13 protein-coding genes are annotated in these 12,887 nt (G+C 30.8%); 11 read left to right on the forward strand and 2 right to left on the reverse strand.

Going from position 1 to position 12,887, the window contains the following annotated elements:
• The first annotated feature begins 2 nt into the window (after positions 1-2).
• Genes ligA through AAEO58_RS05975 form a run of 3 tightly spaced genes read left to right on the forward strand, consistent with a single transcriptional unit; the run spans position 3 to position 3,385 of the window.
• Positions 3-1,994: an NAD-dependent DNA ligase LigA gene (gene ligA, locus AAEO58_RS05965; RefSeq protein WP_341682636.1), complete on the forward strand. Its 1,992-nt coding sequence runs from the start codon at positions 3-5 to the stop codon at positions 1,992-1,994.
• The gene (locus tag AAEO58_RS05970) at positions 1,987-2,697 is read left to right on the forward strand and encodes a hypothetical protein (RefSeq protein WP_341682637.1); all 711 of its coding nucleotides are present in this window, start codon (positions 1,987-1,989) and stop codon (positions 2,695-2,697) included. The genes ligA and AAEO58_RS05970 overlap by 8 nt, the downstream gene beginning before the upstream one ends.
• A complete protein-coding gene (locus AAEO58_RS05975) occupies positions 2,672-3,385 on the forward strand; it encodes a hypothetical protein (protein ID WP_341682638.1) in 714 nt (237 codons plus the stop codon). Before AAEO58_RS05970 ends, AAEO58_RS05975 begins: the two co-directional genes overlap by 26 nt.
• On the opposite strand, the gene AAEO58_RS05980 is transcribed toward AAEO58_RS05975, so the two are convergent.
• Positions 3,386-4,300 (reverse strand): bifunctional metallophosphatase/5'-nucleotidase, encoded by a 915-nt coding sequence (locus AAEO58_RS05980; protein ID WP_341682639.1) that lies wholly within the window; start codon positions 4,298-4,300, stop codon positions 3,386-3,388.
• A gap of 9 nt (positions 4,301-4,309) precedes the next feature.
• Positions 4,310-5,098: a 5'-nucleotidase C-terminal domain-containing protein gene (locus tag AAEO58_RS05985; protein WP_341682640.1), complete on the reverse strand. Its 789-nt coding sequence runs from the start codon at positions 5,096-5,098 to the stop codon at positions 4,310-4,312.
• A gap of 45 nt (positions 5,099-5,143) precedes the next feature.
• On the opposite strand from AAEO58_RS05985, the gene AAEO58_RS05990 reads away from it, so the two are divergent.
• From AAEO58_RS05990 to fabV, 8 genes are all read left to right on the forward strand, one after another.
• Positions 5,144-5,662, forward strand: coding sequence for a DUF6913 domain-containing protein (locus AAEO58_RS05990; protein ID WP_341682641.1), 519 nt, complete (start codon positions 5,144-5,146; stop codon positions 5,660-5,662).
• Between the two features lie 3 nt (positions 5,663-5,665).
• Positions 5,666-6,544, forward strand: a complete 879-nt coding sequence (gene dapA, locus AAEO58_RS05995; protein ID WP_341682642.1) for a 4-hydroxy-tetrahydrodipicolinate synthase — start codon at positions 5,666-5,668, stop codon at positions 6,542-6,544.
• A 97-nt stretch (positions 6,545-6,641) separates the two neighbouring features.
• Positions 6,642-7,436 (forward strand): outer membrane protein assembly factor BamD, encoded by a 795-nt coding sequence (locus tag AAEO58_RS06000; RefSeq protein WP_341682643.1) that lies wholly within the window; start codon positions 6,642-6,644, stop codon positions 7,434-7,436.
• A gap of 10 nt (positions 7,437-7,446) precedes the next feature.
• Positions 7,447-7,761 carry a DNA-directed RNA polymerase subunit omega gene (locus AAEO58_RS06005; protein ID WP_026726592.1) on the forward strand — a complete coding sequence of 105 codons (315 nt, stop codon included), beginning with the start codon at positions 7,447-7,449 and terminating at the stop codon, positions 7,759-7,761.
• Between the two features lie 6 nt (positions 7,762-7,767).
• The gene (coaBC, locus tag AAEO58_RS06010) at positions 7,768-8,979 is read left to right on the forward strand and encodes a bifunctional phosphopantothenoylcysteine decarboxylase/phosphopantothenate--cysteine ligase CoaBC (RefSeq protein ID WP_341682644.1); all 1,212 of its coding nucleotides are present in this window, start codon (positions 7,768-7,770) and stop codon (positions 8,977-8,979) included.
• A complete protein-coding gene (gene porD / locus AAEO58_RS06015) occupies positions 8,969-9,862 on the forward strand; it encodes a type IX secretion system protein PorD (protein ID WP_341682645.1) in 894 nt (297 codons plus the stop codon). The genes coaBC and porD overlap by 11 nt, the downstream gene beginning before the upstream one ends.
• A gap of 22 nt (positions 9,863-9,884) precedes the next feature.
• Entirely contained in the window at positions 9,885-11,537 is a 1,653-nt protein-coding gene (recN, locus tag AAEO58_RS06020; RefSeq protein ID WP_341682646.1) for a DNA repair protein RecN, read from the forward strand.
• Positions 11,538-11,600: 63 nt separating this feature from the next.
• Complete coding sequence (gene fabV / locus AAEO58_RS06025) at positions 11,601-12,791, forward strand: enoyl-ACP reductase FabV (RefSeq protein ID WP_341682647.1); 1,191 nt, start codon at positions 11,601-11,603, stop codon at positions 12,789-12,791.
• The last annotated feature ends 96 nt before the right edge of the window (positions 12,792-12,887 follow it).

Here is a 12,887-nt window from a genome sequence, read left to right on the forward strand (position 1 = left end):
ATATGAGCGTTTTAGATACTATTAAAAATTTAAGAGACGAATTAAATCAGCATAATTACAATTATTATGTGTTGGATAAACCCACCATTTCTGATTTTGAATTTGACCAAAAACTAAAACAATTACAAGATTTAGAAGCGCAACATCCCGATTTTTTTGATGAAAATTCGCCTACGCAACGAGTAGGAGGAATGGTGACCAAAAATTTCGAAACCATAAAACACGAATATCGCATGTATTCGTTGGATAATTCCTATTCAATCGAAGATTTACAAGATTGGGAAACCCGAATTCAAAAGGTTTTAGGCGATGTTTCTTTAGAGTATACTTGCGAATTAAAATACGATGGTGCATCAATTAGTATTACTTATGAAAATGGTCGTTTAGTGCGAGCTGTAACACGTGGCGATGGTTTTCAAGGCGATGATGTAACCAATAATATCAAAACCATTAAGGCAGTTCCTATTCATTTAAAAGGTGATTTTCCTGAGAAATTTGACATTCGTGGAGAAATCATTCTTCCATTTGCCGGATTCGAAAAAATGAATCAAGAATTGATTGAAATTGGCGAAACTCCTTATTCAAATCCAAGAAATACAGCTTCAGGAAGTTTAAAGTTACAAGACAGTGCTGAAGTAGCGAAACGTCCATTAGATTGTTTGTTGTACTTCGTAATTGGAAATAATTTACCATTTAAAACCCAATTTGAAGGTTTGCAAAAAGCAAGAGATTGGGGATTTAAAGTGCCAACACAATCTAAATTAGCTAAAAATTTAAACGAAGTTTTCGAATATATCAATTATTGGGACAAACATCGTCATGATTTACCTTATGAGACAGATGGTGTGGTAATTAAAGTTAATAATTTACAGCATCAAGACGAGTTAGGTTATACTGCAAAATCACCACGTTGGGCAATGGCTTATAAGTTTAAAGCCGAACAAGTAACTACGAAATTAAATTCGATTTCTTACCAAGTTGGGCGTACAGGTGCTATAACTCCGGTTGCGAATTTAGAACCAGTTCAATTGGCGGGAACGATTGTAAAACGAGCTTCTTTACACAACGCTGACCAAATTGAAAAATTAGATATTAGAATTGGTGATGAAGTTTTTGTAGAAAAAGGAGGCGAAATTATTCCGAAAATTATAGCGGTTGCTCAAAGAGGAAATCAAGCGGAACCAACAAAATACATCACGCAATGTCCAGAGTGTCAAACAGAATTGGTTAGAAGTGAAGGAGAAGCGAATCATTTTTGTCCAAATTTCTATGGCTGTCCACCTCAGATTATTGGAAGAATTCAGCATTTTATCACCCGAAAAGCCATGGATATTGATGGTTTGGGAGGAGAAACTGTTGCTTTGTTGTTCAATGCGGGTTTGGTTACCAATTATGCCGATTTGTATGAACTAAAAAAAGAGCAAATCATTCCGTTAGAACGAATGGCAGAAAAATCTGCTGAGAATTTAATTAACGGAATTGAAAAATCGAAAACCATTCCTTTTGAACGTGTTTTATATGCGTTAGGAATTCGATATGTGGGAGAAACTGTTGCGAAAAAGTTAGCCAAACATTACAAATCAATTGATGCTATAGCTCAAGCGAGTATCATGGATTTGATTTTAGTTGATGAGATTGGCGATAAAATTGCACAGAGTGTTGTGCAATTCTTTGAAAATCAAGAAAATATTCGTATTATTGATAGGCTTAAAAGTTTTGGAGTTCAATTAGAGTCTGGGGAAGAAGATGTTTTACTTTCTGAAAAGTTGAAAGGAAAGACCTTTGTAGTTTCAGGAGTTTTTGAAATTTACTCAAGAGACGAACTCAAAAAAGCGATTGAAGATAACGGCGGAAAAGTAGGGAGTTCTATTTCATCAAAAACCGATTATGTAATTGCTGGAGATAACATGGGGCCTTCAAAACTAGAAAAAGCGAATCAATTAAAAATTGCAATAATTTCGGAAACCGATTTCAAACATATGATAGATGGTTAAAGTAAATTCGGCTTTAATACTTTATTTTACTGCATTTGTTCTTTACATGATTGCAGTGCTAATAGGTAGTGATAATTTGGAACTTTTTAGTAAACCAATTATTATTCCGTCGATTTATTATTTCTATTATATTTCCGTAAGAGGGAAAATTAACTATTTGTTTTCTTTCTCTGTTTGGTCTTTTTTTATTGGTGAAATTCTGCATTTGATTAGTCGTGAGGATTTTAATATATCGGGACTTATCTTTCTTTTAATCCCTTATTTTATTATTTTATATTTTATTATCCAAGATTTAATTTATTACTTAAAAAAACAGAAGATTAAACTTAATACATTTTCGTTTTATATTATTTTAATGCTCTTAATTTATCTTTTCTTTAATGTGTTATTGATGATGATAGAGGAAAGTAGTTTTGACTTTTTTATTTATGCGTTATATGGTATATTGTTGTTATTGATGGGGATTTTAGTTTTTGTGATGCAAATAAATTATGCAAATAGAACAATATTGTTTTCTGCATTAATGGTGGCATGCTTTATTGTGTCTGATTTGTTTTTTGTTTTTTACAAGAAATTTCCTGATTTACTTGCATTGAAAATGATAAATGTTACTACACAAGAGCTTTCGTTCTTTTGTTACATAAGTTATTTTATTTATAGAACTAAATTTAAGCTTTATGGTAAGAGAGATGTTCAAAACTGAAAAAGATATTGATGCTAAAGCAAGTGCAGCATTATATGTTTACTTTATAGCGTATTTGTTTTATTTGTTTTTCTTTAGAATTTACGATGATTTAGATATTGCTTTGATATTTAAACCTATTATAGTACCAAGTATAGCTTTTGCTTATTTTTTTATTACAAAGTCTACAAAAATATACCTTAATTTGTTTTTGTTTTTAGTGATTTTCTTAGCAGATAATTTAATTTTATTAGAAGAAAAAGATATTAAGGTTTTTTCAACTTATTTGTATTTAATTGCTATTGCAATTTTGTTTAGTTACGTAGTAACTGATTCTAAACTCTTTAAAAGAAACCAATTTTTACAGAATAATTTCAAGTATTTTATTATTTCTTACTTAGTTTTAGTGATACTTTACAAAGTAGCCAGCATGACTTTAAATATTGAATTTAAAGAGTTTTTTGTGGTTATAGGTTATATTGTAATGTTCTTAATGGTTTTGATTTTAAGTATTTACAATGCTTTGCGATTTAAGTCTATTGCATCACGGTTTTTATTGTTAACAATACTTTGTCTCTTTTTCTCAGATGTTTTTATAGCATTGAACAAGTATTACAGTAAGAATGACTTGTTTATTTACATTTCTTGTATCATCGAAATCCCAACCTATTATTTTCTTCTGAAGTATTTATTGCACAGAGAAAAGTAATTACACAATGATATTCTTTGTTTGATTGTGATGCAATTTATCGTTAGATAAGTAGAAGTCAATTCGTCCTAAGTTTATACCAAAACAACCTACTTGATTAATTAAAACTTCTTTTCCTTCGCTATTTTTTTCAATTACAGGTTTGTCTAAAAAAGTATGGGTGTGACCTCCAATAATCAAATCAATGTTTTTAGTCTTTTGAGCCAATAGAATATCACTTGGTTTCTCCGGTTCGTCTTTGTACTTGAATCCTAAGTGTGATAAGCAAATCACCAAATCACATTTCTTTTCTTCTTTTAGAATTCGGGTCATGTCTTGCGCTACTTCAATTGGATTGTTGTATATGGTTTCTTTATAAAGTTTCTTGTCAACAAGTCCGTCCAATTGAACTCCTAATCCGAAAATCCCAATCTTAATTCCATCTTTAATGATGATTTTGTATGGTTTAACTATATCATTCAAAACCGTATTTTTAAAATCATAATTAGCCGATACAAAATCGAATTTCGCATGCGGTAATTGGGCATAAAAACCATCAATTCCATTGTCAAAATCGTGATTTCCCATCGTAGCAACATCGTATTGCATCATACTCATTAGTTTGAATTCCAATTCGCCACCATAATAATTGAAGTACGGAGTTCCTTGAAAAATATCACCAGCATCTAATAAAAGCACATTTTTTTCTTCTTTTCTAATGCTTTCAATAATTGCAGCTCTTCTGGCAGCACCACCCATGTTTGGATTTTTTGGATGATCAATAGGAAAAGGATCAATATGACTGTGCGTATCATTCGTATGTAAAATGGTAATTTTCTTGGTTTCTAATGTAGAAAAACTACTTAAACTCACACCTGATAAGCCAAGTAAAGCCGAACTCGCAGCTGTTTTTTGGATAAAATCTCTTCTCTTCATAGCTAAGTATTATTCTAAAATTATTTTTTCATTTGTAATGTTCGGAATCGTATCTACTTTTTTGAAATAATCAATCATCATATTTCTAAGCTTGTATTCCATGTCAAATTTGATTTTACTTTCTTTAAAAAACGTCATATTATCGCCTCCATTCGCTAAATAATCAGAAGTTCCCACATAATAAATTCGATTTTCATCCAAAGGTTGATTGTTGATTTCAATCTTATTTATCTTTAAAGTTGACTTATCAATGTAAATTTTCATTCCGTATAAAGGATGTGGCTTCTTTTCTTTAATGATGTATTCGGCTAAGGTTTTAATTTCTTTTCCGGTAAGTCCCACAACGATTAAACTATTTTCAAAAGGCATTACTTCAAAAGCTGTTCTTGTAGTAACATCTCCTTTAGGAATAACCGCTCTTATGCCGCCGTGATTAAGTAAACAAACATCAATAGTTTTATTTTCTCTTTTTTGAAAAACTGGATTTCCAAGTTCAAAAGTAATTTCGGCTAATAAGTTTCCAATATTCGATTGCCAAGTTCCTTTGCTTTTGTCTTGTGTTTCAGGACAGTATGCTAAAACGCTATTTAAATCTTTGTTGATGTTATCACTGTAAGGTTTCACGTAATTTACAATGGCTTCGTTTTCCCCTTTTTCATTGGTAACACCTATTTTTTTTCCTTCAATTTTAGTGGTTTGATAGGAAGAAGTTGATTTACAGGATATAATAAGATTAAATGTTAATAATATAACAAAAAATCGAAAATATATTGTATTCTTTTTTACATTTACCAGCATAACAAAAGCTTAAATTTTTAATTTTGTCGAATAGGTAAAAATACTATGTTTTATAATATTATAAAGAACTTTTTTCTTAAAAAAAATGTTACTAAAAAGTTAGCAACTCAAAATTCGTCTGGATCAAACGATAAAGTGTTGACGGTTGGAATTTTAGTTGATGAAACTTATTTCTCAGAAACAGCTGAATTAGTTAAAAGAATAGCTTCGCAAGGAATTGATGGTAGCAATATTTCGATATTAGTTTATAAAGATAAAATCAAGAAAAAAGAAGAAATTAACGAGCCTTTTTTATCCTTAAAGAATATTTCACTTTCTGGCGAAATCAATAAAAAAGAAGTCAATGATTTTATAGAAACTCCTTTCGACTTGTTAGTGAATTATTATGATGTGAATAAAAGCGGACTTTTGTTGTTGTCAACCAAATCAAAAGCTAAATTTAAAGTAGGCTTTGATACAGTTGATAAAAGAGTCAATCATTTTATCATAAAAACACTTGTTGAAAATTATAATGAGTTTGTTTTAGAACTGTTTAAGTATTTGAAAATTTTAAATAAAATATAAAAAATGCAATCATTTATTGGTACAGGTGTTGCTTTAGTTACGCCATTTAAAAAAGATTTTTCGGTTGATGTTGAAGCGTTGGCTAGAATTGTAAATCATGTTGTTGAAGGTGGAGTAGAGTATTTGGTAGTTTTAGGAACTACAGCAGAATCAGCTACGTTATCGCAAGATGAAAAAGAATTGGTTATCGATACTATTATTAAAGCCAATGCAGGAAGATTACCTTTAGTTTTAGGAGTTGGAGGAAACAATACTCATAAAGTAGTTGAAGAATTGAAAACTAGAGATTTTTCTCATTTCTCAGCAATTTTATCAGTTTCTCCATATTATAACAAGCCAACACAAGAAGGTATTTACCAACATTTCAAAGCGGTTGCAGAAGCGTCTCCAATTCCAGTGATTTTATACAATGTACCTGGAAGAACCGCAAGTAACATGTTGCCATCAACAGTAATTAGAATTGCAAATGATTTCAAAAATGTAATCGGAATCAAAGAAGCTGCGGGTGATATTGTACAAGCAATGAAATTAATCCAAACAAAACCAGAAGGATTTTTAGTGATTTCTGGTGATGATATGATTACTTTACCAATGGTTTTAGCTGGTGGAGCAGGAGTTATTTCGGTAATTGGTGAAGGTTTTCCAAAGGAATTCTCAGAAATGGTTCGTTTAGGATTGCAAAGAAAAGTAGACGAAGCTTATAAATTACACTATTTACTATCGGATAGTATCGATATGATTTTTGAGCAAGGAAATCCAGGTGGAATTAAAGAAGTCTTTAAAGCATTAGGTTTGTCTGAAAATACAGTAAGATTACCACTTGTAAATGTAAATGGAGATTTAGCAACAAGATTGCATAATTTTACTCGTAAATTAAGTTAAAAAAAGATTTTTGTAGTAAACAAATAATGTCTAAATTTGCAGTTGCTTTTTTAGGCTTCTAAAGTATTGAATTTTAAGAAAGATTAAATTTAAATAAATGAACAAAGTAGTTAGTTTTCTTTTTATTGCATTTTTATTGATTTCGTGTAGTGAGTATCAAAAGGCTTTAAAATCAGATGATGTTGCAGTAAAAAGTGAAGCAGCAAATAAAATGTATGAAGCTGGAAAGTATGCAAAAGCTATCAGGTTGTACGAGCAAATAGCTCCAGTTTATAAAGGAAAACCAAACGCTGAGCGTATGTTTTATTTTTATTCAATGTCTTTGTATAAATCTAAACAATATTATTTAGCGGGTTATCAATTAGAAAATTTTGTAGCAAGTTACCCTAAAAGTGAAAAAAGAGAAGAAGCCGCTTTTTTTGCAGCTGAATGCTTTTATAAATTATCACCTGAATATAGTTTAGATCAAACAGATACTAACAAAGCATTAGATAAAATGCAACGTTTTATTGATATATATCCTGAATCTCAATTTTTACCTCAAGCAAATGTTTATGTTAAAGAATTAAGAGAAAAACTTGAGAAAAAAGCATTTGAAATCGCTAAGCAGTACAATACAATTTCTGATTTTAAAGGAGCTTTAAAAGCTTTTGAAAATTTCTTAGCGGATTATCCAGGAACACCTTTTAAAGAGCAAGCTTTATTTTACAGATTGGATTCTGCATATAAATTAGCAATTAATAGTGTTGAATCAAAAAAACAAGAACGTTTAACTTATGCTAAGAATACATATTCAAATTTAATTAAGCATAACGCTCAAACAGAATACAAAGATGAAGCTGATAAAATGTTAGCTGAAGTGGAACAAGAATTACAAAAATATACTAAATAAAAAGTAAATCATGGATTTAAAGAAAACAAATGCTCCTGTAAATACTATTACTTACAACAAAAGTAAATTAGAAGAGCCTACTGGAAACATTTATGAAGCGATTACTATCATGGCAAAACGCGCTAATCAAATCAATACTGAAATTAAAAAAGAATTGATTGAAAAATTAGAAGAATTTGCTACTTACAACGATAGTTTAGAAGAAGTTTTTGAAAACAAAGAACAAATCGAAGTTTCAAAATTCTATGAAAAATTACCTAAACCACATGCTTTAGCAGTACAAGAGTGGGAAGAAGGTAAAATCTATTACAGAGAAGCTAAATAAATCAATATGTCTGTTTTAAGCGGTAAAAAAATCTTGCTAGGTGTATCTGGTGGTATAGCTGCTTATAAAACAGCCAACTTGGTTAGACTATTCATAAAAGCAGGTGCACAAGTACAAGTTGTAATGTCGCCTGCTTCTTTGCATTTTGTTACGCCACTAACTTTAGCTACACTTTCTAAAAACCCAGTGTATTCTACTTTTTATAACGAAGAAGAAGCAACTGGAGAATGGAATAATCATGTAGAGTTAGGATTATGGGCAGATTTAATGCTTGTGGCTCCAGCTACAGCCAATACACTTTCCAAAATGGCAAATGGGAATTGCGATAATTTACTTATAGCAACTTACCTCTCTGCTAAATGTCCGGTTTACTTTGCACCTGCAATGGATTTGGATATGTACAAACATCCTTCTACTTTAGATAGTTTTCACAAACTTAAATCGTTTGGAAACATAATAATTCCTGCCGAAAGTGGAGAATTAGCTAGTGGTTTATCTGGTGAAGGAAGAATGGCAGAACCTGAAAATATAGTTACTTTCCTTGAAAATGACTTATTAGAAAAACTACCACTTAAAGGGAAGAAGATATTAATTACGGCTGGTCCAACATATGAAGCAATAGATCCTGTTCGTTTTATTGGAAATCATTCTTCAGGTAAAATGGGATTTGATATCGCAAATGAAGCCGCTAATAAAGGGGCCGAAGTGATTCTAGTATCTGGTCCAACTCATTTGAACGTCCAAAACTCTTCGATTAAATTGATTCGAGTAACATCAGCTCAAGATATGTATGATGCTTGTCATGAATACTACAATAACGTTGATGTCGCTATCACTGCGGCAGCAGTTGCAGATTATCGCCCAAAAAATGTTGCCGACCAGAAAATAAAAAAGAATGAAGCAACGTTCTCTATAGAGTTAGAAAAAACAAAAGATATTTTGGCTTCTCTTGGCGAACAAAAGAAAAAACAGTTTTTGATTGGATTTGCATTGGAAACAGAGAATGAAATTGAACATGCAAAGCAAAAAATCCAGAAAAAAAACTTAGATTTGATTGTTTTAAATTCGTTAAATGATAAAGGTGCAGGTTTTGGTTTACCAACAAACAAAGTGACTTTTATTTCAAAAGACTTTATTGTTGAGCCTAAAGAATTAAAATCAAAAGAAGAAGTAGCTCAGGATATTATTAATAAAGTAATTCAATTTTATGATGCGTAAAGTATTTGTATTAGTAGTTTTCTTGTTTTCTTTAGTGAATTTGTTTTCACAAGAATTGAATGCTACCGTTTCAGTAAATTTTCAACAAGTAGCTAATGGAAATCCTCAATTATTTAAAAATTTAGAAACTCAGGTTAAAGAATTTTTAAACACAACCAAATGGACTACGAAAGAATATACTGATGTAGAAAAAATTGAATGTAATTTTTTTATAAATGTAAACTCATTTGGTTCAAATAATTTTGAGGCTACTCTTCAGGTTCAGTCTTCAAGACCTATTCATAATTCTACTTTATCTTCACCAATTTTAAATATAAATGATAAAAATTTTTCGTTTCGATTTATCGAATTTGAAAATTTAATTTATGATCCAAATACGTTTAACTCAAATTTAGTTTCAGTTTTGGCTTTCTACTCTAATTTAATAATCGGATTAGATCAAGATACTTTTTCGGAATTAGGTGGCTCTGAATATTACCAAATTGCTTCAAATATCGTCAATGTAGCTCAAACAAGTGGATTTAAAGGATGGAATCAATCGGAAGGAAACAATAACAATCGTAATTTTCTAATTTCAGATATTTTATCAAATACTTTTGCTCCATTCAGACAATCGCTTTATCAATACCACAGAATGGGAATGGATTTAATGTCAGATGATGTAAAAAAAGGTAAAGAAGGAGTTGTTAAAGGGATTAATACCTTAGCTGAAGTTCAAAAAATACGTCCAAATGCTTTGTTGACCCGAACTTTTTTTGATGCAAAAACTGATGAAATTGTATCAATTTTTAGTGGTGGACCAAGAGTTAATGTTGCTCCTTTAGTAGAAACTTTAAATAGAATTTCTCCATTAAATTCTCAACAGTGGAGTAAAATTAAATAATACTTCATTTAATATATTATTTATGTTGCTTTCACTATCCATAAAAAATTATGCGTTAATCGAATCGCTTGAAACTGATTTTTCCAATCAGTTTTCTGTTATTACAGGAGAAACTGGAGCAGGAAAATCAATTCTTTTAGGTGCTTTAGGCTTGGTTTTAGGTAATAGAGCCGATTTGACTTCATTGAAAGATAAAGAACAAAAATGCATTATTGAAGCACAATTTGCTATTTCTAACTATAATCTTCAATCTTTTTTTGATGAAAATGATATGGATTATGAAGATAAGACAATCATTAGAAGAGAAATTTTACCTTCAGGAAAATCGCGTGCTTTTGTAAATGATAGTCCCGTAAATCTTCAGGAATTGCAGGAATTGGGGGCTATGTTATTGGATATTCATTCCCAACATCAAACTAGAGAATTAACCGAAGAAAATTACCAGATTGATATTTTAGATGCTGTTGCTAATAATGGAAATAATGTAATTGCTTATAAAAATGCTTTATCTGATTTCAAATCGACTCAAAAAGAGTTGAAGCAATTGATTACAGAAAAAGAAGCTTTGGTTAAGGAATATGAATACAATTCGTATTTGTTAAACGAACTTTTAGCAGCCAATTTAGTTGATGGTGAACAAGAAGAGTTAGAACAAGAATTGGAACAATTAAGTAATGTTGAGTTCATAAAAGAAAATTTTGAACGAATTTTAGCTATTGCCAATGAAGAGCAAGTTGGAGCAATAATGAATTTGAAAGAAATTAAAGTTTCACTTCAAAAAATAGCTACTTTTTCAACTCAATATGCGCAATTGCAAGAAAGATTGACAAGCAGTTTGTTGGAAATTGAAGACATTGTTTCAGAATGTGAACAAAATAACGAAAAGATTTTAGCCGATCCAGAACGATTAGAATTAGTCAATACGAAATTACAATCTATCTATAATTTACAGAAGAAACACCAAGTGCAAACTGTTGCTGAATTATTGGTAATTCAAAATGAATTGGATGCAAAGGTTATTCGTGTTGATGATTTAGATGGCGCTATTCAAAAATTACAGACAGAATTAAATAGTCAACAAGCCAAAGTTGATGAATTAGCAAATACTGTTTTTGAAAACAGAAAGAAAACGGCTCCAATCTTAATTGAAAAAATCAAAGCGATTTTATCTCAATTAGGAATGGTAGAAGCCAATTTTCAAATTGAAATTAATCACACTGATTCTTATTATCCAAAAGGAAAAGACGAAGTAATTTTGCTATTTTCAGCAAACAAAGGAACTAGTTTTGGATTACTAAAAAAAGTAGCTTCAGGTGGAGAAATGTCTCGTATCATGTTGGCTATAAAAGCCATTTTAGCCAATTATTCTAAACTTCCTACCATCATTTTTGATGAGATAGATACAGGAGTTTCTGGTGAAATCGCAATTAAAATGGGAGAAATTATGAAAGAAATGAGTACTACGATGCAAGTATTTGCAATTACTCATTTACCACAAATTGCGGCTAAAGGAAGTTCACACTATAAAGTATCCAAACGAAATCAAGGCGATACTACGATTTCAGAATTAAATCTGTTAACCTCAGAAGAAAGAATTCAACAAATAGCCGAAATGTTATCAGGGAAAGATATAACCGATTCAGCTTTACAACATGCAAAAGCTTTGCTTAATTAATTTTTTAAAGTACTTTTGTTATAGAAATAAAACAACAACAAACCAATATAAAAAAAGAATAAGATGATTATAGAACCAAGAATGCGAGGATTTATTTGTTTAACAGCCCATCCAAAAGGTTGTGAGCAAAATGTAAAAAATCAAATTGAATATGTAAAATCTAAAGGAAAAATAAACGGACCTAAAAGAGTATTAGTTATTGGTGCTTCTACTGGATTTGGTTTAGCTTCAAGAATTACAAGTGCATTTGGTTCTGATGCTGCTACAATTGGTGTGTTTTTTGAAAAAGCTCCATCTGAAGGTAAAACAGCTTCTCCAGGTTGGTACAATTCTGCAGCATTTGAAGTAGAGGCTGAAAAAGCAGGATTGTATGCTAAAAGTATTAATGGTGATGCATTCTCAAATGAAGTAAAACAACAAACAATCGATATGATTAAAGCTGATTTAGGTCAGATTGATTTAATCATTTATAGTTTGGCATCTCCAGTGCGTCAACATCCGGTTACAGGTGTTTTACACCGTTCTACTTTAAAACCTATTGGAAGTACTTTTACTAATAAAACAGTAGATTTCCACACTGGAAATGTTACGCAAGTTTCAATTGAACCAGCCAATCAAGAAGACATTGATAACACTGTAGTTGTTATGGGTGGAGAAGATTGGGCAATGTGGGTAGATGCAATGAAAAACGCAGGTGTTTTAGCAGAAGGAGCAACTACAATTGCTTATTCTTACATAGGACCTGAAGTTACAGAAGCGGTTTATAGAAAAGGAACTATCGGAAGAGCAAAAGATCATTTAGAAGCTACTGCTTTTGAAATTACTGAGAAATTAAAAGATATTAACGGAAAAGGTTATGTTTCAGTTAATAAAGCATTAGTAACTCAGGCAAGTTCAGCTATTCCTGTAATTCCATTATATATTTCATTATTATATAAAATCATGAAAGCGGAAGGAATACATGAAGGTTGTATCGAACAAATCCAACGTTTATACGCCGATAGATTGTATACAGGAAATGCAGTTCCTACAGATGATAAAGGAAGAATCCGTATCGATGATTGGGAAATGAGAGCTGATGTACAAGAAAGAATAGCTAAATTGTGGTTAGAATCTACAACAGAATCTTTAGTTGAATTAGGTGATTTAGCTGGATACAAACAAGATTTTTTAAATTTATTCGGATTTGGTTTTGATGGTGTAGATTATGAGGCAGATACTAACGAAATGGTAATGGTGTCAAGTATTAAATAATAACACATTCTACATAAAAAATGTTATAAAACCCTGACTTAGTTAGGGTTTTGTGTTTTTAATCGATTTTTTCTTGCTTTTCAACGATGTTTTTCA

The sequence above is a fragment of the Flavobacterium helocola genome (assembly GCF_038289885.1).
Taxonomy (GTDB): Bacteria; Bacteroidota; Bacteroidia; order Flavobacteriales; family Flavobacteriaceae; genus Flavobacterium; species Flavobacterium cheniae.